This window comes from Terriglobus sp., from assembly GCF_965201105.1.
GTDB lineage: Bacteria > Acidobacteriota > Terriglobia > Terriglobales > Acidobacteriaceae > Terriglobus.
Genome location: NZ_OZ241741.1, coordinates 4,002,334 through 4,025,258, shown reverse-complemented (window position 1 = coordinate 4,025,258; position 22,925 = coordinate 4,002,334). Strand labels below are relative to the sequence as shown.

Sequence of the window (22,925 nt, the reverse complement as noted above, 5' to 3'; positions counted from 1 at the left end):
CTACGAACTCGACCGCAATGCTTCGCCGATCTCGGTGGTCAACCGCTTTCGTTGGGAATGCCCGGTAGAGCTCGCCATCCGCTGTTCCGGGTTTGACGCGGGGCGGAACTCCGGCCTAGCAGAGCCGCACGCGTGCAGGATGCCGCTGAGCTCATACGCGCTCTGGGGACGCGCGGCGACGTCCACGCTCAGCAACGCATGCAGAAGACGAGCGACCGGGTCCGATTCCTCCAGCACCTCCGGCATGCGCCACACCCCGTGCAGGTGCCGGTTGCGGATCTCCTTCATGGAAGTGCCTTGAAACAGCGGCGTTCCGCTGAGCGCCTCACCCAGAACGGCACCCAGCGAATACAGGTCGCTGCGAATGTCCAGCGGCTCGCCGCGCAACTGTTCGGGGCTGGCATACAGCGGCGTGCCGCCCACAAACGGCCGGTCCTGCGGTCCGTTCGTCTGCGAAATGCCTAAATCCAGCAAGCGATAGTGGCCAAACGTATCGCGGCGGATGTTGCCGGGCGTCAGGTCGCAATGCACCACGCTCTGCGATTCCGCGTGGCACAGCAGGCTGCTCATTTGCGCGGCCATCTGCAATGCTTCTTCGCGGCCAAGCGGTCCTTGCCGAGCAAGAATCTGGTCCAGGTCCTCACCGCCGATGTAGGGCATCAGCAGAAAGAAAAGGCCGTCCAGCTCGCCAAAGTCGAAAACGGGAACGGCGTTGGGATGATCGCCCAGCAGCGCCGCGTGCGTGGCTTCCAGGCGAAAGCTGCTGAGCACGCCGGCGCGTTCCACTAGCTCCGGGTGCAACACTTTTGCAACAAATGGACCCCGGTGCAGCCGATGCCGCAACAGAAAGATGGTCGCCATGCCGCCGATCGCGAGCGGGCGTTCGACCTCAAAGCGGCTGCCTAGAACAATCCGGAGCCGCTCCGCGAGTTCGTTCGTGTCGGAACGCGATTCGCCGTTCATAGCAGCCGCCTTCGACGCGCGCTGCTGGCTGAAACATCCAGATATGGCGCAGCTTCGTAAGCCACACCCTGCAGCGGCATCGCTGGCCCACCCTCGCAGGGCAGCGCATCCGGTTGCATCACGTGCGGCGCTCGATCGTTGCAGAGCGTTCCGGCCAGCATCGCCACCAGCCTGTGCAGCGCCAGTTCCACGCTGTTGCTCACGCGGTGCCGCTCCCACAGGCACACAAACCCGGTCTCCGGGTGCACGTTGGGGTGAACGACCGGGATACGCAGGTACATCTCCATGGGAACTGCCGGAAAGTGTACCGGGAACTCCACCCGGAGGTCATGCACGAAAAGACAGTCCCCGTGCTGCTGCCTGGGGATGGACATTGCGGAGGGTCCGTGCAGCGTTGTGTGGAACTCCGCGCCATCTCTGCGCAGGCCCGTCAGCCGGCCGGCATTCACGGCCGCAAGCTGTTCCAGCAGCGCCCATTCCGCGCTCAGGCGCCGCTCGGTCAGGGCAAACACCCCGGGTCAGCCGTTCGTGGCGACGGTGGATACGCGCAACACGTCGCTGGGGCGAACACCCTGCTCGGTTAGCCCCTGCGCAAAGTCAAGACTCCGGCCGTTCCACACGACTTCGGGCTCGCCCTCGCCCTTCAGAATGTTGCCGCGCTCTCGCAGATCGAACAGGATCTCTTCCAGCACCATGTCCAACGTTTCGCCGTCATCAATATCGACGTTGTACTTGGTTTCTCCGTTCACTGTGTCAAAGTACACCTGGTATTTCGGCATGGCTCTCTCCAAGACAAGGGGTGCTGCAAAATGCTCAGTCTGCGCCGACGGGGGACGCGACGGTATGTGCAAGCGATGCGGGAAGATCGGGAAGGGCTGTCCTGCATCGCTGACATTCCCCGTTGGTGAAGTCCCAGCAGTCACGGCACTGCGCTCGACGGCAGTGCGGACAGAGCCGCAGGTCCACCTGGTCGGCTGCCCCCCGGCACACCTGGCAGCGGTCGTGGCGCGAGCGCGCACCGGCCACCCGCAGCCACCAGCTTTCCTCCATCGGCAGCAGCGGCACGCGTTGATCCAGGCATAGCTGGCAGCGCGCATGCTCAAAGCTCCAACAGGTTTCGTCGCACACGTGCATGCTGCACCGAGGGCAGGCGAAGACCAGGGAACTGGCGCTCAGGCTCCGGTTGCACAGACCGCAGCGCGCCTCGGACCGCCGCAGCAGATATACAGTCAGACCACTGCCCGCGGCCGCCGGCAGAAACGTGAACAGCCCGGCAAAGGTCGGCCGCAGCGAAAGGTCGAGCAGCGCCGCCACAACCGCGCACAACGCGGCACACACCAGCGGCGGCAACCAGACAGCACCCGACGGCAGCTCAAAATGCAGCCAAAGCCACGTAGCGCCCGCGCTCAGCAGCAGGGCTGCCACCAGCGCCGCGGCAGCACCGCCCAGCGCCGCGCAGAACTGCAACGACGCCAACAGGACCAGCACACCCAACAACAGGGCGGCCCGCTCCAACGATCGATTCATACCGCAACCTCCTGTGGCGAGAGTTCCTGGTCAGTGTCGCGCATCCAGTACAGATGCCGCGCGGGCATTCCAAGCTGCCGCGGCGAACAGCCGCTGTACGGGTCTCCATGCCGGACGCGAAAAATCGCCCGCAGCGGCTGCTGTTGGAAACATCCGCATGCAGCACAAGGCGAGCGCCGGACCTGGGCCACGCGCTGCATGGGCCGGGTGCGCACGCCGCACGCTTCGCAAACCGCTTCGGTGCACACCGGCCAGTTCAGCACCAGTTCGCGCGCCCCGTCCCGCAGGACCGTGGCAAGCGGCTCCTCCCACGCAAGCTCCTCGAGCATTGCCGACGGCGCATCGTGCCAGGGACAGGTAGCGCTTCGACTCAACTCGAACGATTCCGTCTGCCACGCATCATCCGCTCCCAGGGCGAGCCGCGTGCTGTGCGACACCTTGCTTGCAAGCGAAACCTCGCTCGCAAGCTGCTGCCAGTCAAGGATTTGCCTCAGCATCTCAGCCGCAACCGCGTTCAGCGTGGCCAGGGCTGCCGCCATGGCCGGCACGCTTTCCGGAGCCTGGCAGCCCAGCGACGTGGAAGCGGCATACCCCAGCACCGCGGCTCTCCTGCTCTCCGCCAGCCCGCATAAAAAACAGGCCGCCGCCTCTGCGGGCGGAAATATGGTGACGCGGCCCCCGGCGATTTCCTGGCCAACAACTGCGCCATCCAGCATTGGCTTGCCGAGTGCCCGCGCGATCCATGCCGTCTCCACGCGGGATAAAACGCTGTCCGTACAGCAGCAGAGCAGGTCCACCTCCCGGAGATCGGCCCATCCGGCGTCCGCGATCTCGCACGAGGCCGATCGCCAGCGAAGCCCATCCAGCTCCTGCGCGGCGACGGCGAGCAGCTCTGCCTTGTTCTGCCGCGCACCAGATTTCTGCGACGCGCTCGTTTCCAGGTGGTCTACCGCTCGCCGAAGCAGCGGACTCAGCACCAGGTTGCGCTCCTCCACAGCGTCCGGATCAACCAGCAGCACGGAAGCAAAGCGTTGCTCCCGCAATTGCCCCAGCAGCGCGGACCCCAGCGCACCGGTGCCCACCACGCAAAGGCGCGGCTTCGCGGACATATCAGGTTGCATGGACCGCCTCGCCTGGTCTGGAAGTTTCGGCGTCACTAGTCTGTAGGCTCGCACCCACGCTGAACCATGCCACGAAGATGCCATTTACGGACAACCAAGAACGTCGTCTCATCCCTCTATAACCCTACCGGCAGAGTAGAACCGCCCAGCGGCGAACTACATTTGCGACTTTGAAGTTTTTGGCTGCCTGCATGAGTCTGTATCGCGGATTATGGTTTGCCACAGTAGCGGGCATGGCGGCCGGCCTGCTCGCCTCGCTGCTGACCGCGCTGGTGCAAATTCCTTTAAGCAGCGCGCGGTCTCATCTTTTGCCGGACTCCGTAGCTTTCTTTCTATTCGGCATTCTTGTCTCCGTCGCCCTCTATATTCACTTCGACAAGGTGCTGCTTGGCCGCGTTCGCGGATCGTCCGTGGGCTGGGGTTTCCTCTTTGGCGGCGTGGCCGCACTCGTCGCGGCGGGACTGAATTATCTGCTTTTCGCTGGCATTGCTCCGTCCGCACCGTCGCTCTACCGCATCGCCGCCTGGGCACTCTGCTTTTCCGTGGTCGCGCTCGGTCTGGGGCTCCGCTGGGTACGGACCAATATCGCGCGGGTCTTCCATACCTATGCCGGGGGCCTGCTGGGCGGGCTTCTGGGTGGGATCGTCTTTGTTCTGTTTACACCGCATCTGCCGGCCGGTGTGGCCATGTGCGGCATGATGCTGGCTGGCGCGGGCATGGGATTCGGCGCCGGCATCGCCCCGATACTGGTGCGGGATGGACAACTGCGCTTTGTCAGCTCCGGCGACGCACGCGCGCAGAATAAGCTCGGCAAGAACAAGACCTTGTGGGATCTGGACGTTGAGGAGTCCTACACCCTGGGAAGCGCGCAAACCGCGCAAAGCGGCAGCAAATTTCAGCAGGGTGCCGACATCTGCATTCCAGACAATTCCATCGCCCCGCGGCACGCCGTCGTATTCTCAAAGGAAGGCCGCTACTTTATTGCGCGGCACCCCGACGCGGGTGGTCCGGAGGGCATCGCCAAATACGTGCTTCGCGTCAAGGGCAAAACCGTCGTTTCGTCCCAGGAGCTTGCGCCTCAGGACGACGTCTTGATTGGCCGCACCGCTCTCCGCTTCGACAGCAGAAAGCTGGGTGAGTAGTGCGCCTGTCCGCCTTTGCGACGCGTCTTCTGCGACCTGCCCTGTATCTGGCCGGAGCGGTCCTGTGCGCTGCTGCCCTCGGAACAAACTCGGGCGCGGCTGCCCAGGGCGGCTCTGCCCTCGCCGCGTCTGCCCAGGGCGGCTCTGCCCTCGCGCAAAAAGCAGTCGCGCTGCATACCGTTTCCGAGCCTGTCCTGGTGGATTGCGCGCCCGTCACGCTGTCGCCCTGCATGTCGGCCGTGGTCACGCCGGCTGCGTCCAGCGGTCTGCCGGCGCCGGTGCAACTGCCGCCCGCCGCGCAGCTTGCCTCCGCGTTTCGGCTAACTGGGCCTTCGGGCGAGGTGACGCCCTTTTTCGCCTCTTCCGGCGTTGGCCCGGATGCCGGCGATCACACCAATGTGGTGCTGCTGATCGTGGACATCAGCGGCAGCATGAACGATAAGATGGCCAGCGGACAGACCCGCTTCGAGGCGGCCCGCTCCGCCATTGCACAGTTTCTGGACGGCATGCAGGAGGGATCGGACCGCGTTGCGATCGTTCCCTTCGAAAGCCACAACGTCATTTCGACCATTCGCGGCGCCGTCTACGCTTCGCACAAGGCGGACGCACTCGCACAACTGAAAGCCTTGCCCGTTCCCGGAACCAAGAACAACACCGCGCTCTACCAGGCTGTGTTTACCGGTGAAGAAGCCCTGCATAACGAGATCGAAACCCTGCGCCGCGAGGGGACGGGCAACGGTGTGCAACCGCACCTGATTGTGATGACCGACGGCAAGAACGAGGTCACGCCCGGCGACGATGCTCTGCTGCTGGACGGCGATCATGGCCTGCAACAGGCCGCCGCCCAGGTGCAGGCAGCGCACATGGACACCATCGGCATCGGCTTTGGCGACCGCGCGCAAATCGATACAGCCGCCCTCCAGCGTCTGTCGACGCGTTTCTTTTACGCCGCCGACGCCGCGCAACTGCTGGACGCCCTGCACGTGACACGCTCCGCGGTAAGCCATGCCGTGACCCTGACATGGCTGCTGCCGGAAGGGAGCCGGGTCGCGCTGGCCGGCCGCGACCAGCAGTGGGTCCCCACGCTGCACCTGGAAGACAACTCGGTGCTGACCGGCGAGCCGTTGCGTCTGCTGGTGCCCGCAACGGCGCCGCCCGTGTTTGACCGCAAGGCCGGCCCTGACGAACTTAACACCCTCATCGCAACCCACCCGGACGTCAACTCCGGCTGGACCCTGGTGCTGACCCACAGTCTGCTGTACGCCGTTGCCGCCCTTCTGCTGCTTCTGCTCTGGTTCTGGGTGCCTCGCCTCATCTGGGGTCATGAACTCCTCGGCATGCCGGACCGCAAACAGCGCTGGCGCGGTGAGCGGGCCACCACCGACCCTGGCCTGCGCCCTGGGGTCAAGGCGGCATCCGCGGTCCAGGTACGGTCCACCACATCACTGCCCGAGGGCTTTGCCCCGGAGACTGCGGCCAGTCCGCTGCAACGTTCCGCGGCGCAGGTCACTCAAATTCAGTCCCGCGGCGAGTTTTCACGAACCCGCCTCAATGTCGATCGGTAAGCTCGTATCACGGTTGCTTAAAGGAGTCACCCAATGCCTCTGGTCAAAGTCGTTCGAAAAGGTGTTACCGCCGCGATTCGCAAGGTACCCACCTCCACTGCGGCAGCCATGCTGCCCATGACACTGGACCGTGTCGGAGCCGAGGCCGGCTCTGAAACGGAAGAACTGAAAAAGGTCGAGGACCTGGGCGATGCCTTTCGCCAATTTCAACCCAAGCTCAAATTTCAGGGTTACGCCGGTCCGGAACAGTCCGAGTTCCGCGCCGAATTCGACTTCCGCTCCATCAAGGATTTCGACCCGGAAAACCTGCAGAAGCGGCAGGAGGTCAAAGGTGCTGACGGCGAATCGCACCTCCTGCGCAACGACCTGGCCGACCTGAAAACGAACATTGACCTGCTGTACCGCCTGAAGGATCGTTGGAAGCTGCCCGCGGTACGCCGCGCCTGGGGCAATGCGTCGCAACGGCAGGAGATTGTGGAAGCACTCGGAAAGCTGCGCAACGAGCTTCAGCGCGTTGCGGAAGGGGAAAAGTAAGCCATGGCAGAGACCGCGACCGCAACACGGACTACCGAACAGATTCTGGGCAACAGCGCCGCACGCGAACTCCTGCAGGACATCTTCGCGGACCTGCACCCGGGCCTGACCAACGAGAAGCGCGAAATCGCCAGCATCTTCTCCGCGCAGTCAGCCAAGGAATTCCTGAACCAGCTCACGAATTTTGAGCAACTCATCAGCGCCAACGACAGCTATGACCAAACCGTAAAGAAGCTGCAAGGCCAGATCGACGGCGCGGAGTCCGTGCGCGACGAACTGCTCGCGCAGATCTTCGATCAGGTCCGGCCGTTGGAACTTTCCTACCGGCAGGTCCAGCTCTTCTTCGAGAACACCAAGGTGAACGACGGCAAGGTACGCAAGCCGGTCGAGCTCTTCATCCTGAACTCCGATCCGAAGGCAATGGAGGACATCTTCTCCATGAGTGTCGCCGCGCTGGAGCACTTTGTGGTGCAGCGCAATGACAACTTCAACTTCCGCGACGACATCTGCAACCTGGTCGTGCCCGGCTACTACCCCCAGCCCATCCGTGAAAAGCTGGAGCTGCTGTCGAATACGTGGGGCATGCTGCTGATCGGCGACCTGGACGACGAAACCTCGTTCAAGAATGTGGAGCGCAACTTCCTGCCCGGCGGCAAGTATGAGTTCCTCAAGCGGCCGGAGGATGCGGCAGCCTCGGACGTGTGCCTGATGGGCTATCTGCAGATGCGTCCGGCGCACTGGTTCGAAAAAGGCGACAGCGAGCAGGATGGCCTGTACGGTCCTCCTTCCATGGTCTTTGCCGGTGCCGTCGCGCGTGCCGATGACGCGCAGGGCATGGCGCAGGGTCCTGTCGGCTCGCGGTTCGGTCGGGTCAACGGCGCGGCCAAGGCGCGCATCGAGCCGCTGATCGGGCAAATGGAGCACCTTTCCATGGAGCGCCAGCTAATCCCGATCATCCGCGATGCGGACAACCACCTGTGCTTCTACGGCTGCCGCACCCAGGCCGACGATCCCTACGGCGTGCTGAAATTTTTCACGTCGTACCGCATCCTGCGCTACCTGGAGCGTTGCTGCCGCCACTACCTGCTGCAGGTCGCCGGGCAGGTGCTGACCCGCGACTTCATGGACCAGCAGATTGAAACGCCGCTGAAGCGCCTGCTCGATGAGCAGGTGGAGCAGGGCACGATCCTGGGCTACGACCTGTTCGTCGACAAGGATTCGAACAAACGCATGCAGGGCATCTGCGACATCACGCTGAACGTGATGCCAACGGGCCCGGCAGAAACGTTTGTCCTGAAAATCGACGTTCCCGAATTTACCAAGCAGGAACCGGCCAAGAAGTAGCGGAGAAGTCCATGGCACAGGTACGTTTCAGGATCGGTGTTCCAGGTGCGGGTTCGGCGGCGCGCGACGCCGAGTCCGCGCGCGACAGTTTCCGTACGCTGCGCCCGGAAGCTGGCTCCGCCGCCCGCCAGGCGGAAGAAGAACGTCGCAACGCAGACATCCCGGCCATGCGTCGCATGAATAGCACCACCATCCGCATGCAGACACCCTCCCAACGCCCCGCGGAATGGATGAAATCCGCATCCGAGTCCGCGGAAGCACAGCCACGTAAAGCGGAAAACGGAGCGAGTGCGGCATCCAATTTGCCCAGCTCTCCCGTCCCTTCCATGTCAGCAGAAAAGCCGGCGGCCGCACTCGCCCCTGCGGGCACACTCTCTGGCGCGGAGCCCACACATAATTCTCTCGAAGCGAGCCCGCTGCAAACGGCAGCGGCGAAATTCAGGTCGCTGTTCCGCTCCGTGTTTCCCAGAGCAGCCGGCGAAAACTAAACCGTTCACCGCAACACAGCAAGCAAGGAGTTCCCTATGGCAAATCCGTACCGCACTACCGTGACGATCGACGGCCAGAAATTCCAGGCGGTCACCACCAGCGTGAAGTTCAACACCGCCAAGGACCGCGCGGGCGTTGCGCAGATGGGTTCCTTGTCCACCAAGATCCGCGTCTGGGCCGACCTGCACGATGACGTGAACCTGCCCTTCAGCACCGTGAAGCACCTGTTTGACCTGTCCAACGTGGTCACCCGCGACAAGATCAAGGCCATCAAGATCGAGTTCTGGAAGGACGACTCGCAGCAGGACGCGCTGATCTCGTACAGCTTCAACGGCTGGATCCGCCGCTTTGAAACCTCCAACCCGCTCGATTTCCTCCCGCGCAGCGTTTCCGCGAGCACCGAGGATGCCCTGGCCGAGGGTGCGGCGCCCAGCCTGAACCACATGCTGGTTCTCGACATTGAGCCGGCACTGAACCAGCAGAACTTCCAAGACGTGAAGCTCAGCAACTAGCGGTGGATTGTTATCCCTGCCCGGGGCGAAAGCCCTCTTCTGAAACGACCGGATGCAGCGGCCTAAACGCCACTGCATCCCACCCGAAAGGACCAGGATCACCATGGCAGCTCCCTACCGCAGCACCTGCACGATCAATGGAAACAAGTTCGATTGCCTCTCTATCTCGGTCGCGTTCAACACGGACAAGGACCGCGCCGGCATGCCCCAGATGGGCTCGCTGCACACCAACATGCGCGCCTATGTCGACTTTCACGACGACACCAACATTCCCTTTTCGACCATGAGCAGCCTGTTCAATCTGTCCAACGTCGTGACCCGCGACAAGGTCGTGCCGATCAAGCTCGAGTTCTGGAAGGACGATTCGCACCAGGACGCACTGGCTTCCTACAGCTTCAATGGCTGGATCAGCGGCTTTCACACGCTGAACCCATACATGAGCGACGAACAGCTCACCGAAGAGGACCACGCCGGCGTGAACCATATCCTGGTCCTCGACCTGGAAGCGGAGATGAACCAGCAGAACTTCGCGGACATCGCGCTGAGCAACTAAGCATCACCCCTTGTGAGGGCGCCCGCAGCGTGCGGGCGCTCTCGCTTCTCTTTCTGCCTGACGATTTTCGGGCCTCACCGGTGCTGAGGGCTTTGTGCAGTCCATCGCATTTCCATTGCGCTTGCAGGAAAGCGGACTTTTACGCCGCGACGATCGCGCCGCGTCCGTGCTTTCCCTGCTGCAGGTCATGGCGCGCACGCCCCAGGGCTCCTGGCGCGCCTGCCCGGAGTTCGGATTGCGCGACCTGTTTGAGGACGGCCGCCAGCGCGCGGACCTGCCGCGGCTCGTCGCCGAACGCATCAACGGTTCGCTCGCCGATCTTGGCCTTGAGGAGTATCAGGTCACCGAAGTCATCCGCGAAATCAGCTCCAATCGCGACATGGACGCCTATTCCATCCGCCTTGAAAACCAGGGCACGGCGGAAAGCCTGACCACCTCCGTGGTGTACGAAGTCTAGAAACCTGGCCCGCATGAGCGTACACACACCCACCGTTCTGGAGATCGACCGCAAGCTGCGCGACGACTTCCGCCGCCGCGTGAAGGACTTCGGCGTGACGGCGGAAACGACCGATCCGCTGCTGGCCGTGCTTTTTCGCACCTTTGCGCAGCAGATCGATCAGGTGTACGGCGATGCCGGGCTGCTGCGGCAGGCACTGCTGCATGAACTGATGCGCGGCCTGCAGGTGCAGCAATATCTGGCGACGCCGGCACAGGCCGCCATCCGCCTGAGCAACCAGATGGACGAGCCGCGCGTGTTGCGGGCAGGCACAGAGCTGAATGCCGTGACGCCCACGGGCGAGCGCCTCGTCTTCAGCATGGATGCCACGTGCGAAATCTCCCAGGCGCGGCTGGCATTCGCGCTTAGCTATCAGGACCAGGCAATCCGGCTGCTCAGTGGCGTGGAAATGAGCGAAGCCGTGCAGGCATTGCGTCCCTCCATGGAAGCGGTGCCGGTCGCGCTTGGGCCCCAGCCCGCACTGTACCTGGCAATCGAAAACCTGCCCGGGCAGCTATTGAACCGCCACGGCATCTTCTTTGAGCTCGGTCCCGGCACCTATGCCGTGCAGCACGCGCTCTGCCATGAGCCGTGGTGGATCTTTGACGGGGATGGCGACCTGAGCGGAAGCGGTCTGCTGCGGCCGCACCGCAGCAACGCCGGCGTGTATCAATTGCGCTTTCAAGCGGCGGAGAACGAAGTTACCAGCATGCTCGACGCGCCGCTGCCATCCATCCCGGACGGCTTCTACGCGGGCCGGCAGTTTGTCTTTCCCGCCATGCACGCCGATGCACCGTTCCGCTGCCGCGTTCCGCGCCTTCTGGAACCGGTCGTGTCGCGCCTGCTGAACCACGATGCGGCCACCGCCCTGCGTGAACCACGCGTCTGGATTAAGATCCCCATGCCACCCGGCGTTCCCGCGCTGCACCACGCGATCGGTGGCATCGTGCTGCATAGCATGACGGCCTCAAACGTCTTCGCCCGGAACCAGACGGTGCAGTTCGAGCGCGACGGCACCTCCATCCCGGTCACTCGCAGCGGCGGCACGCCCGAACACCTGGTCGCGCCGCTGACCGTGATGAGCACAGAAAACGACCTGTACGAAGCCGCCGCTTCGCCCAGCGCCAGCGCCACCGCCGGCCGGTTCGAGCTGCACAATAACCGGCTAACCATAACTCCCGGCCACCATGGGGACGGTTCGCCGCACACCGCGGCCAATGTCCGGCTTTGGCTGACCAATGGCGATCTCGGCAACCGCGTCGGTCCCGGCGACATCACCGGCTTTGCCAATGCCGCGGCACTGACCGGTGTTCGCGTGGCGCCTCTGACTTCGGCCTCCGGCGGCTCCGACGGGGAGCAAATCGCCAGCGAGGAACGCCGCTTCGCCGATGCCCTGCTCACGCGCGGCCGCATTGTCACGAAACAGGACCTGAAAACCGCGGCCCTGGCCATCGACCGCCGCATCCTGGACGCGGACAGCGCCTCTGGCATGGAGCGCGGTGCCGAGGGCGGTCTGCGTCGCGTCGAACGCCTGCTGCTGACGCTGGATGCAAACGGGTTTACACGCCCGGAGGTCGAGCTTCCCGCGCTGAAATCGCAGATTGAGGTTTCGCTGAATGCCCGCCTTGTACAGGGCTTGCAGCTTTCGGTGGAGTTCGCATGGAACGGCTAGCGGCTTCGCCGAAACCCGGTCAGCTCCCAGCCCGGCTTGCCGCAGCCGCGCCATCTTCCATGCCAGCGCTTGCGCTTGGAAAGCACTCGCACCATCACACCATCCACTCCGCGCTGGCGACGCTGGAGTCGCTTGGCGTGGGATCTCACCGCATCACCCTGGAGCGCACCGGCCGGGAAGCTGTGCCGCCGGGAACGGTTGTGGGCCAAACACCGCAACCCGGCGCGCCGCTGCTGCCCGACACACGCGTGCGCCTGCGGGTCGCGGGGCTGGGTTTCTCCCACGCTCTGCCGGTGGGCATGTGGGATTCCGGCGGCGAAAGCGAACTGGGCACGCGTGAGCTGCTGGAGGACATCGACGACCCGCTGGAGAAGTTGAAGCACTGGTTCCACGAGGGTGCGCCCCTCTTCCGCCTCTCGCCCGACGACCCCGCGGCCTCGGCGCGCTGGCTCACCCTGTTCGGCGTCGATCCACAGGTCTGGCCGCGTTCTCTCTGGTACACGCTGGCAACGCTGGTAGCGAACCTGGCGCAGTACTCCTGCAGCCAGCAGGGCTGCGCGTTTACGCTGCAGACCGTTCTGGGTCTGCCGGTGCAGCGTTTCCGCTATCGGCCGAACTGGGTTCACTTGCCAGATACGCTGTGCTCCGGCCTCGGCCGCCGGTCATCGCGGCTGGGCGTGGACCTCTTGCTGGGCGACAGGCTGGAAGAACCGGCATCGCTGGAAATCGAGCTTGGACCGGTTTCAATTGATCGCTATGAATATTTCGCCGAAGACCCGGAAGGTCAGGCGCTGCTGCGGCGGTTGCTGGAATGGATCATCCCCGTCAGCACAAAGACCGAGGTCCGGTGGTCGGTGCTGGACCGAAGCCGGCCGCCGCAGCTTGGCTTTCGCGAAGGAAACAGCCGGCTTGGCATCAACACGCACATGGGCGGTACGCTGGCAGGCAGGCCCTTCGCCCAGGAACGCAAAGCCGAAACACCTGCCACGTTTGGGTCACAGACACAGGAGCAACCCGGCACGGGTGTGCTGCAACTCTGAGTAGAGCCGTGCAGCCGAGGAGCAGAGAATGACCGACATGCGGGTCGATGGACGCGATGCAGGACGCAACGCCGCCCGGGAGGGAGGGCGCGAGGCGCTGCAGCTGCGGTCGGTGAACTGGGAACACGGCATGCTGCTCACGCCCGACCACTTCCTGCGGCAGGAGCAGTACCTCGAGTCGTTGCACGGCTGGTCCCTGCGTTACCTGCTGCAAGGCAGCGGCCTGGTCGGTGGCGGCGTGCGCCTGCCCGAGGCCGACCTGGGCACGGTGCGCTTTGATCCGGAAGTTTCGCTGAACGAAAGCGCCGAATTCCTCGATATCTCCGTCGATCGCGCGCGTGGTCTGACCCCCGCAGGCACGGTCGTAGACGTGGAAAGCGCAGGCACCGTCTCCGTCCGCTACGGACGCGATGAGTTGGCAGGCGTCTCCGAAGCTCTCATCTACGTCGTGGTCGACGTCGGCAGCAAGGAAAAGCGCGGGGGCGTGGTGGACGACTTCAACCCGCAAATGCGCACGGAGCGCGTGCCCAGCTACCGCGTCGCGCTGCAGGTCACCGCGGCCGAACGCGCGCAGAGCATCGTCGTTGGTCGTTTGCGCCGGCCGGCCGCCGGCATGTCCTTTGAGGCCGATCCGCAGTTCATTCCCGCCTCCATGACCGTGGCGGCGCATTCGGAGCTGATGGCCGGCACCCGCCGCATTCTGGACGCCACCAACCGGCTTGCCGCCGGGTACGCCGAGCTGCACCGCGCCATGCGCGAATTCATGCTGATCTTTACCGAGCGCGGTCTCGAAACCGAGGTCGACCGCGACAGCATGGTCTTCGCCGAGCGCATGGTGCTGGAACTGCAGGACACCGCCTATGCCTTGCTCGACCGCGGCCAGTCGCCGCAGCAGTTCTTTGCGCGGGTGCGCCGCATGCTGCATTCGTCCGCCATCTACTTCGATCTGGCAGAGGGCATGCAGCAGTACTACAACACCCTGCGCGAAACCGGCGAAAGCGAACTGGTCGGCCTGATCGAGCTTCAAAAGCACACGCTGCAGATGGGCCGCACGCTGCAACTCGACGAGGACCTTGGTCTGGAAGTGCGCAAGGCGCTGCAGTCGCTGAATGGTCTTGAGCGGCTGGAGCGTGCACTCGAAGGCAAATACATCGACTTCCGAAAGAGTGCCTCGCTTGAGAGCACGAATTTCATCTTCGACCGCGGTGGCAAGCAGCTGTACCGTCTGGCGGCGCGGGCATCGCGCGTGCAGGGCGTGGCCGACGAAATGACCGTCTTCTTTTCTAATCTGCGGCTGGAAGGCCGCGATCGCTATCGGCTCATCCTGGTCGGCGAGCGCTCCACACCCTGGCTGCGCGGCACCTCCATCGGCGCCGAGGTCCGCATCAACGAAGGCTCGGGCTTCCGCCGCGAAAGCTATATCCTGACCGGCGACGTGAAGCTGGACGAGCAGTACAACATCGAACTCGACTTCGAAGCGCCCGACGTGCCGACCATTACCGACGTTCGCGTCACCGTTCCGGCCTACCACACCGTCCGCACGGCGCTGCTTTTCCAGCGCCACCGCTTCTACAGTGGCGCGGCACGGACTGACTCGCCGGAAGCGCGGACCATCGAGCGGGAAAGCAGCGCCTCCACCACACCCATTGCCGAACCTGTTCGGGGCGGCACGATGCAGCCCACGAACGGCTACCCGGAACTGCCCCGCGGCTTTGGCTCCGCGTCGCAGCCGGCCGATGCCCGTCCTGCCGTGCAGGACAACGGTCCGCGCCGCAGCACCTTTGTGCCGGACGACCGCGCGGGCGCTCCGCCGGTTCCACCTTCCCAACCAGCGTGGATGCCGCGCGAGGGCGGGGCGCCGCCGGACAGCAACGACCCGAATCGCCCACGCCGTCGCAGGCTGGAGTAGCTCCCAAGAGAAACCGATGGCATTGGATCTAAGCAAACTTTCCGACGAGATGGAAGCAGCCCTGGCGAACGCACGCCTGCTGGCCGAGAGCAAGCGCCAGGCGCTCATTCAACCGGAGCACCTGCTGCTGCTGCTGCTGGACGGCGACAGAAGCTCGTTGCGGCCCGCGCTGGAGCGCAAAGGCGTTGTCTTTCCGCCGCTGCTCGATCAGCTCTCGCGCCGGGCGGACCAGCTTTCCGCGCAACGGCTGGAAGATGGTCGCCGGCCGCTCGCCTCACAGTCGCTGCGGACGATGCTGGCCGATGCGTTCGACCTCGCCGCAGACCACGGCCGTCCATCCGCCGAACCGGTCGACGTGCTGGAAGCAGCACTGACCGGCTCGCAGTCGTGGAACGGCGACCTGCGCAACGACTTCCGCAAAGCAGGCTTCACGGTCGATGACCTGGAGCAAGCCGCCGCGCCAACCGCGCCCGCGCAGACCGGTGCTCCGGCTGCGGCACAACCGGCCCCCGCGGCAGGAGAAGCCGACCTGGCCAGCGGCGCCAAGATGCTGGAGCGGTTCGGCCGCGACCTGACCGCGGCGGCGGCTGCCGGCGATCTGATGCCGGTGGTGGGCCGCGATGACGAAGTACGCCAGATTATTCAAACGTTGCTGCGCAAGACCAAGTCGAACCCCGTTCTGGTAGGCGACCCCGGCACCGGCAAGACCGCCATTGTCGAGGGCCTGGCCCAACGCATCGCCGCCCAGGACGTCCCCGAAAGCCTGAAACGCTGCCGCGTAATCGCGCTGGACCTGATGGGTCTGGTCGCCGGTGCCAAGTACCGTGGCGAATTCGAAGAACGGCTGAAGTCGGTCGTGGACGAGGTGCGCCTGCGTAAAGGCGAGATCATTCTGTTCCTGGACGAGATTCACCAGCTCGTCGGCGCGGGCGGCACGGAGGGCGGCATGGACGCCGCCAACATCCTGAAACCGGCGCTGGCCCGCGGCGAACTGCGCTGCGTCGGCGCCACCACCTTTGACGAGTACCGCGAGCGCATCGAGAAAGACGGCGCGCTCGCCCGCCGTTTCGAGCGCGTGCAGGTCGGCGAACCCTCGGACGACTCCATGCTCTACATCCTGCGCGGCATCCGCGAGCGCTATGCCGCGTACCACGGCGTCGAACTGTCCGATGAAGCGCTGGTCGCCGCGGTCAAGCTGTCCCGCCGCTACATGCGCGACCGCTTCCTGCCGGACAAGGCCATCGACGTGATCGACGCCGCGACCGCGCGCCTGCGCATGCAGCTGGAGTCGCGGCCTACCGCGCTCGACCAGCAGGAGCGCCGGCTGACCCAGCGCCGCGCCGAGCTGGAAGTCTTGCGCGGCCTGCCGAAGCCGTCCGCCGCCCAAACCAAACAGGTCGCCACGCTGGAAGCGGAGCTGGCCGAATTGGAGCCGCGCGTCGCCGCAGATGCCGAGCTGTGGGAACAACAGCGTGCCGCGCGCGCCGGCCTGGCCCGCACCATGACTGCCATCGACGAGAACACGCGCCTGCTGCACGCCGCCGAGGGCGCCAGTGACGTGACCCGCGCGGCGGAAATCCGTTACGGTTCGCTGCAGCACCTGGAAGCGCAGCGCGCCGACCTGGAGGCGAAGCTATCTGCCCTGCGCGAGCAGGCCGCGGGCTCCGTCTTGATCGCCGACCGCGTCGGCCCAGAGCACATCGCGGAGGTCATCGCCGAACGCTCGGGCGTACCCGCTTCCCGCATGCTCGAAAGCGAACGCGAACGCCTGCTTGGCCTGGAAGAGCGGCTGGGCGAACGCGTTTACGGCCAGCCCGAAGCCGTACACGCCGTCGCCGACGCCGCGCGCCGCATGCGTACGGACCTGCAACTGAAGCGTTCGCCGGCGTCCTTTCTCTTTGTCGGGCCAACTGGCGTCGGCAAAACCGAGCTCGCGAAGGCGCTCGCCGAGGCTCTCTTCGACGACGAGACCGCGCTCATCCGCATCGACATGGGCGAGTACAAGGACCAGTCCTCCGCCGCCGGCCTGATCGGCTCGCGGCCGGGCCTGGTCGGCTCCGACGAGGGCGGATTCCTCACCGAGCAGGTGCGCCGTTCCCCGTACTCGATCGTTCTGTTCGACGAGGTGGAGAAGGGCCATCCTGCCATCCTCGACCTCTTGCTCGGCGTTCTGGACGAGGGCCGCCTGACCGATGCGAAGGGCCGGTTCTGCGATTTCACCAACACCGTCGTGCTCTTTACCAGCAATCTTGGCGTGCGGGAGTCCATGGCGGCGGGCGAGAACAACGAGCTGCGCGAAACCATCCTGCTGGACGCGGTGCGCGCCAACCTGAAACCAGAGTTGTACAACCGCATCAGCCAGGTCATCCCCTTTCATCCGCTCGGCATGCCGGAGCTGCGCCGCATCGTCCAAACGCAACTGCGCGGCCTGCGCCGCAAGCTGGAGGACGATCGCGAGCTCTCCCTCGACGTAACCGACGGCGCCACCGAACTCCTCGCGACACTCTCCTACGACCCGGAGTACGGCGCCCGCCCGGCGACCCGCGTCATGCAGCGAGAGGTGCTCGCGCCCTTGGCGGAGATACTGCTCTCCGGCGACGCCACACCCGGCAGCACGATCAGGATCGACGCCACCCCCGAGCCGGCCGTCACGGACCCTGGCGAAGTCTCAGCCGACCCCGCCGCGGAACCTCCGCCGCGAGAGTTGATCTTTTCGATCGAGCAAGCCGGCTCCGATGAGGCGGCCGAAACACCGTCAGGCCCCGATACAAGCCTCGAAGTCGCGGAGGTTGCATGACGATCGCTCCCGAACGTTTGCGAACGGTCCTGGCCACACCGGCGGCCCGCATTCTCGGCACCGGCCTGCTTGCCCTAGTTGTAGGCACAGCCCCGGCGCTGGCGCAGGCACCGCTTTCCCTCTTCAACGGCACGTCCCTGCTGGGGTGGAACAACCAGGGCGCGTGGACCGCCTCTGGCGGTGCCCTGACCACAAACGGCGGCGGAAACCGCCGCCTGCTCACAGCCGTCCCCTTTGGCGATTTCAACCTGGAGTTTGAGTACACCGAAAACGGCACGCCGGGCGCGCAGTTCCGTATGTGGACCTCAAGGGAGGGCACCGGCGGCCTGACCATCGACCTCGACTTCAGCGGCGCAAAGAACGGCGTCGGCGGCATCCAGTCGCTCGGCAAATCGTCCATGGCAACGATCTCCGGCGGATGGCATCGCGTGCAGGTGGAAGCCTCGCACGGGCGCGTCAGCGTTCGTGTGGACGGGCAGCCCGGGGGCAGCACCAACACGGACCTGGGCGCACGTGCCGGCTACCTTGGCTTTGAAGCCGCCAACGAGGGCCAACTCAGCGTGCGCAACCTGCACCTGCGTCCGCTGAACTTGAACAGCACCTTCGACGGTACCGACCTGGGCGGCTGGAAGAGTGTGCCCAAGCCGCCCGACTCCAAAGGCGGCATGGGTCATGGCGCCGCCAAGGTCTTCAGCTTTGGCGCGGCCGGCGGCTCCACCAAACCGCACGATGCCAAGTGGACAGTGAAAGGCGGCGCAATTCATGGTGAGTCCGGCCCGGGGGCTCTGGAAAACAGCACGCCCGTCGAAGACGGCATTATTCAGATCAATGCGCGCGTCAACGGCGACGTGAAGCAGGAGAACCTGACCTCGCTTTCCGTGCGCAACCCCGCAGGGCAGTTCGCCGCCGGGTACCAGGTCGGCATCGGCCCCTACGCCGGGGCGGTCCAGCCGCTGAACAAGAACGGTTTCGGCAAAGCAGGGGCCCCCATTGACCAAACGGTCGCGATGGGCGGCCGTGTCATCGAAACCTGGATCAACGGAAACATCGCCAGCGTTGTCACCGACCCGCGCCCTGAAAGCAACAGCGCGCAGAGCGGAGCACGGACACAGGGCGGCAGTGTGCTGTTGGTGTTGCCCAACGATCATCCCAACGTCGACGTGTCCCACGTAAGCCTGATCGCTCTCGGCAAACCGTACGGCGCCTCGCCACGCGCGCCTGCGCCTCCACCGGTCGCGACCACGCCTGTCGTCGCCCCTCCGCCCCAGCAGGCGAACGCTGGGGACAGCGCCGCCGCGGCCGCCCTGAAGCGCCAGGCCGACGACCAGGCCAAGAAGGACGCCGAGGACCAGCGCAAAAAAGACCAGGTTTCTTCGCTGATGACTCAGGCGCTCGGCTCCAACGATCCGCAGCAGCAGAAGGACCTGTACGAACAGGTGATGCGCCTGGATCCGGCGAATCCGAACGCCATGGCCGGTTTCAAGGAAGCACAGGGAAAGCTGCAGGAAAAGGCGAACGCGGATGCCACGGTCGTCAAGGGCGAGCAGACACAGCGATCGAATGAAGAGCAGACCAACGCCTCCCTGGTGAAGGCACAAAGCGCCTTCCTGGGCGGCCACCTGTCCGACGCGAGCGGCTCCCTGTCCGTGGCCGAGCGTCTGGCCCCGGGCAATCCCGTGGTCCGGGAACTTCGGTCCCGCATCAACGCCGCGCAGTCGCAACGGTCGCGGCTGCTGATGCTTGGCAGCGGTGCGGGCATCGTCAGTCTTCTGGCCGCGATCTCGCTCTGGTGGCGTCGCCGCCGCCTGCAGCGCTTCCCCATGCTGGAGGTGACGAGCGGCATTGATGCCGGCAAGACCTACCGGATCGACAAAGATCAGACCCGCATCGGCGCGGTGCCGCAAGACGGCGGGCAGAAAAACGACATCGTCGTGCGCGACGTGGAGCATGCCGTCTCCCGTTTCCACTGCGAGATCGTCAAGCGCAACGGCCAGCTTTACATTCAGGACCTGAACAGTTCCAATGGCACTCGCGTCGACGGAGAGCGATTGAACCCAGGCAATGCCGCGCTGTTGCGCCGGGGCACTCGCATCCAGATGGCAGGCACGGTCGAACTTCGGTTCGGCTACGACAAGGGTAAGAAGACGGCGTAGCGCCGCGCAGGCAGGGTATATGGACATCCGCATCCGAGCCGCAGCGTTGAGCGACGTGGGCCTGCAGCGCCGCCTCAACGAAGACAGCTTCGGCTTCGATCTGGACCGCGGCTTGTTCGTGATCTGTGACGGCGTCGGTGGACGCGCCGCGGGCGAGGTGGCCAGCCGCTCCGCGGTCGATTGCGTGCTGAGCCGCTTCCCCTACGGCGCCGATGGTGTCGGCGGCGGTTCGGAACTGCAGCGCGCCATCCAGGCGGCGAACCGCTCTATTTTCCAAGCCTCCAACCGTGAGCCGCTCTACGCCGGCATGGCGACCACGATCGTCGCCGCGCACTTCGACGGATCCCGCATGTGGATCGCGCACGTGGGCGACAGCCGCGCCTACCTGTTGCGCGGCGGCTCACTGCACCGGCTCACTGACGATGACTCACAGCTCAGCCAGATGCTGCGCGAGGGGCATCGCGACCTGTCCGCATCGGACATGGCCCGCATGGATAGCGTGTTGACCCAGGCGATTGGCGCGTCCGACATGGTGGTGCCCACCGTCACCGTTCTGCAGGTGGAGCTGGGCGATTGTTTTCTGCTTGCGACCGACGGCATCTGCAAAGCACTTTCCAACGCCGAAATGCTGTCGCTGCTGCTTGCCGCGACATCGCCGGAGCAGGCGTGCCACCATCTAACGACGGCAGCCAACGGGGCAGGAGGTCACGACAACGCAACCTGCATCATCGTCGAGATCGACTAAGCTGCGTGTTGTCCACAGAAGCGAGGCCGTCTATCCTGCCAAACTGGAGTGCGCGCCCGACTCAACACCGGACGCCGGAATGGCATCCCATCTACACTGAAGGCGCGAAACGACGCCTTCGCGCAACTCACCCCGGCTGTCCTGACGCCGGCTGAAAAGAGGTCACATGGCACTCCCACAGATGCAGATTGGCGACGGCACCCTGGGCAATGCGCTTCTGGCGTCGGTGGAGGTGGTCCAGGAGCTGAACGCGCATTGGTGGTGCACCATTGTCTGCCGCAACACCGAGGATCAGCGCGTCCCCGTGGAAGACTTGCTCGGGCAAAGCGTTGAAGTCAAAACGCTGGACGACGATGGCGTGGAGCACATCCACTTCTCAGGGACCGTGCACGACGTGGAGCTGGAGTACGAGGTTTGGGGAAGCTATACCGCAACACTGGTTGCGGTCAGTGACAGCTACGGCATGGACGTGACGGCTCACAAGCAGTACTACGCCGACAAAACGCTCTCCGCGGTCGCGAATACCATGGCAGGCCGTCATGGCCTGAAGATTTCGGTGAATGCCTCTGATTCCAAGGCGCTGAATTACGTGCAATACGGCGAGACCGATTTCTCATTCCTGCACCGCATCGCAGACGACCACGGCGCATGGATGCGCCCGGCCAAGGGCGGCCTGGAGATCTTCGACAGCTTTCAGGCCGGAGCCACCGCGCAGTGGCGTGGCGAGGGTGGGCTGACCAGCTTCCGCCTGCGCGGCCAGCGGGTCAATCCCAGCTTCTCCGGATCCCACTACGATCATCACGCCATGGAATCGAATACCTTTGAGGCGATCAACAAGGCCCCGCAGATGTACGACGGGGCATCGCGGCTGCACGGCTCCGTGCAGAACGCATCGCAGAATCTGCCGCCCGGCTTTGAGCCGCAGCGCGGCCGCGCCATGACGCTGAACAACTACAACGACCAGTTGCAGGCCGAGAGCGAGCGCGCCATGGGTAGCGCCATTACGGGTTCCGGCACCTCGCAGAACCAGAACCTGAAGGCGGGCGACACCCTCTCGATCAATGGCTCACTGGACGGCAAGGGCACCTACGGCCTGACCCGCGTTACGCACCACTGGACGCCGCAGGGCTACAACAATACCTTTGGCTGCACCCCGTGGAAGCAATACCGTAGCCCGGCACAGCCCGCCGCGCGTAGCTGGCACGGCCTGGTTCCGGCACGCGTGGTCGACCATAACGACCCCAAAAAGATGGGCCGGCTCAAGGTCCAGTTCTTCTGGCAGGACGACGGCAGCACCCACTGGGCCCGCGCCACCAGCCCCCACGCCGGCCCCGACCGCGGCTTCATGTTCATGCCCGAGGTCGGCGACGAAGTCGCCATCATCTTCGAAGACGGCGACCCCGAACGCCCCATCATCATCGGCTCACTCTGGAACGGCATCCAGCAGGCCCCACGGCAGGACCTTGAAACCGCCGCGCTTGCAGATAACAATATCAAGCGCCTGATTACAAAAAGAGGAAATCGCATCCAAATTGGAGAGAATGCTGGTGAAGAGGCCATTGTTATGGCTACGCCCAAGTCCACACGCATCACTCTTACCGAAAGCTCGCAATCGACCAAAGGAAGAAGTCTGGTCATGGTGGAATCGGATGGGGATATCGTTCTTTCAGCGCCCACCGGACGAGTTCACATTCGATCAAAATTCTTTTCACGCGAGATTGGATAGGAAATCAGATTTATGGTCCACCTTTATAAAAGTGTAGTTGGGACGTTTAGCAATGGAATGACGATCAAGTGTGCACCTTCCGTGCTGCGGGTACAAAGCGGAGAGCGCAGGTGCCGGATCTATGCCTCCATCGCTGCAGCGTGCAGTCTTGTGGGTTGTCATGGAAAAGCTTCACAAACGTCGCCGAACCCCTCCCCGCAGCCGGCATCCGTCGTGCAAACCGTGACAAACCTTCGCGGCACCTGGGTTGGTGCTGTACCTCCCAGCTCGGATGGCCTGACTGTCTCCGATGTAGTCGACAGCGGCTACATACCCAAAGCGTTACTACAAATCGACACGTCAGACGTGCACGGCAACACCGGCAAGCTGACCCTCTGCTCGATGCATCAGACAAGCGATGCGGTCAGCTTCAGCAATGTCCAGCTTGGGAAATCTGCAGTCGCTTTCAACGGAAATAGGAGCACGATCGCTCTGGTGAAGCTTTCAGACGACGCAGGATCGCTCACGCTCTCTTTGCGCATGGATTCCGACCTGCTCGCAGGCGTGCTTCACCGCGGCAGCGAATCCGAATTTCGCGCTCGCTGCAAAGCCTGAGTCCCGAATCGATTCAACGAACAAAGTACGGCGCTACCAGTCT

General features: G+C 64.3%; 21 protein-coding genes. 16 read left to right on the top strand and 5 right to left on the bottom strand.

The window, feature by feature from the left end; all coding sequences use genetic code 11:
* From ACOFKT_RS17670 to ACOFKT_RS17650, 5 genes are read right to left on the bottom strand one after another with little or no spacing between them, the layout of a single operon-like run.
* On the bottom strand, window positions 1–963 hold the full coding sequence (locus ACOFKT_RS17670; RefSeq protein WP_419805303.1) for a serine/threonine-protein kinase: 963 nt from the start codon (window positions 961–963) through the stop codon (window positions 1–3).
* A complete protein-coding gene (locus ACOFKT_RS17665) occupies window positions 960–1,475 on the bottom strand; it encodes a ubiquitin-conjugating enzyme E2 variant (RefSeq protein WP_419805302.1) in 516 nt (171 codons plus the stop codon). The genes ACOFKT_RS17670 and ACOFKT_RS17665 overlap by 4 nt, the downstream gene beginning before the upstream one ends.
* Window positions 1,476–1,481: 6 nt before the next feature.
* Window positions 1,482–1,742, bottom strand: a complete 261-nt coding sequence (locus ACOFKT_RS17660; RefSeq protein ID WP_419805301.1) for a hypothetical protein — start codon at window positions 1,740–1,742, stop codon at window positions 1,482–1,484.
* Between the two features lie 34 nt (window positions 1,743–1,776).
* Window positions 1,777–2,490, bottom strand: coding sequence for a hypothetical protein (locus ACOFKT_RS17655; RefSeq protein WP_419805300.1), 714 nt, complete (start codon window positions 2,488–2,490; stop codon window positions 1,777–1,779).
* Window positions 2,487–3,611 (bottom strand): ThiF family adenylyltransferase, encoded by a 1,125-nt coding sequence (locus ACOFKT_RS17650; RefSeq protein ID WP_419805299.1) that lies wholly within the window; start codon window positions 3,609–3,611, stop codon window positions 2,487–2,489. Before ACOFKT_RS17650 ends, ACOFKT_RS17655 begins: the two co-directional genes overlap by 4 nt.
* Window positions 3,612–3,802: 191 nt before the next feature.
* On the opposite strand from ACOFKT_RS17650, the gene ACOFKT_RS17645 reads away from it, so the two are divergent.
* The 16 genes from ACOFKT_RS17645 (at window position 3,803) to ACOFKT_RS17570 (ending at window position 22,882) form a co-directional block, all read left to right on the top strand.
* Window positions 3,803–4,753, top strand: a complete 951-nt coding sequence (locus tag ACOFKT_RS17645) for an FHA domain-containing protein (protein WP_419805298.1) — start codon at window positions 3,803–3,805, stop codon at window positions 4,751–4,753.
* Complete coding sequence (locus ACOFKT_RS17640; RefSeq protein ID WP_419805297.1) at window positions 4,753–6,318, top strand: VWA domain-containing protein; 1,566 nt, start codon at window positions 4,753–4,755, stop codon at window positions 6,316–6,318. The genes ACOFKT_RS17645 and ACOFKT_RS17640 overlap by 1 nt, the downstream gene beginning before the upstream one ends.
* A gap of 33 nt (window positions 6,319–6,351) precedes the next feature.
* Window positions 6,352–6,852 (top strand): hypothetical protein, encoded by a 501-nt coding sequence (locus ACOFKT_RS17635; RefSeq protein ID WP_419805296.1) that lies wholly within the window; start codon window positions 6,352–6,354, stop codon window positions 6,850–6,852.
* 3 nt (window positions 6,853–6,855) lie between these two features.
* Window positions 6,856–8,196: a hypothetical protein gene (locus tag ACOFKT_RS17630; RefSeq protein WP_419805295.1), complete on the top strand. Its 1,341-nt coding sequence runs from the start codon at window positions 6,856–6,858 to the stop codon at window positions 8,194–8,196.
* Between the two features lie 11 nt (window positions 8,197–8,207).
* A complete protein-coding gene (locus ACOFKT_RS17625) occupies window positions 8,208–8,684 on the top strand; it encodes a hypothetical protein (RefSeq protein WP_419805294.1) in 477 nt (158 codons plus the stop codon).
* A gap of 36 nt (window positions 8,685–8,720) precedes the next feature.
* Window positions 8,721–9,197, top strand: a complete 477-nt coding sequence (locus tag ACOFKT_RS17620) for a hypothetical protein (protein WP_419805293.1) — start codon at window positions 8,721–8,723, stop codon at window positions 9,195–9,197.
* A gap of 103 nt (window positions 9,198–9,300) precedes the next feature.
* Window positions 9,301–9,750 carry a hypothetical protein gene (locus tag ACOFKT_RS17615; RefSeq protein WP_419805292.1) on the top strand — a complete coding sequence of 150 codons (450 nt, stop codon included), beginning with the start codon at window positions 9,301–9,303 and terminating at the stop codon, window positions 9,748–9,750.
* Window positions 9,751–9,844: 94 nt separating this feature from the next.
* The gene (locus ACOFKT_RS17610) at window positions 9,845–10,207 is read left to right on the top strand and encodes a hypothetical protein (protein WP_419805291.1); all 363 of its coding nucleotides are present in this window, start codon (window positions 9,845–9,847) and stop codon (window positions 10,205–10,207) included.
* Between the two features lie 13 nt (window positions 10,208–10,220).
* Window positions 10,221–11,918 (top strand): hypothetical protein, encoded by a 1,698-nt coding sequence (locus ACOFKT_RS17605; protein ID WP_419805290.1) that lies wholly within the window; start codon window positions 10,221–10,223, stop codon window positions 11,916–11,918.
* Window positions 11,906–12,958 carry a type VI secretion system baseplate subunit TssG gene (locus tag ACOFKT_RS17600; protein WP_419805289.1) on the top strand — a complete coding sequence of 351 codons (1,053 nt, stop codon included), beginning with the start codon at window positions 11,906–11,908 and terminating at the stop codon, window positions 12,956–12,958. The genes ACOFKT_RS17605 and ACOFKT_RS17600 overlap by 13 nt, the downstream gene beginning before the upstream one ends.
* 28 nt (window positions 12,959–12,986) lie before the next feature.
* Window positions 12,987–14,867, top strand: coding sequence for a hypothetical protein (locus ACOFKT_RS17595; protein WP_419805288.1), 1,881 nt, complete (start codon window positions 12,987–12,989; stop codon window positions 14,865–14,867).
* A 16-nt stretch (window positions 14,868–14,883) separates the two neighbouring features.
* Window positions 14,884–17,664 (top strand): ATP-dependent Clp protease ATP-binding subunit, encoded by a 2,781-nt coding sequence (locus ACOFKT_RS17590; protein WP_419805287.1) that lies wholly within the window; start codon window positions 14,884–14,886, stop codon window positions 17,662–17,664.
* On the top strand, window positions 17,661–19,817 hold the full coding sequence (locus ACOFKT_RS17585) for a family 16 glycoside hydrolase (protein WP_419805286.1): 2,157 nt from the start codon (window positions 17,661–17,663) through the stop codon (window positions 19,815–19,817). Before ACOFKT_RS17590 ends, ACOFKT_RS17585 begins: the two co-directional genes overlap by 4 nt.
* A gap of 19 nt (window positions 19,818–19,836) precedes the next feature.
* Complete coding sequence (locus ACOFKT_RS17580; RefSeq protein WP_419805285.1) at window positions 19,837–20,562, top strand: PP2C family protein-serine/threonine phosphatase; 726 nt, start codon at window positions 19,837–19,839, stop codon at window positions 20,560–20,562.
* Window positions 20,563–20,728: 166 nt separating this feature from the next.
* Entirely contained in the window at window positions 20,729–22,288 is a 1,560-nt protein-coding gene (locus ACOFKT_RS17575; protein WP_419805284.1) for a type VI secretion system Vgr family protein, read from the top strand.
* Between the two features lie 222 nt (window positions 22,289–22,510).
* Window positions 22,511–22,882, top strand: coding sequence for a hypothetical protein (locus ACOFKT_RS17570; RefSeq protein WP_419805283.1), 372 nt, complete (start codon window positions 22,511–22,513; stop codon window positions 22,880–22,882).
* Window positions 22,883–22,925 lie beyond the last annotated feature (43 nt).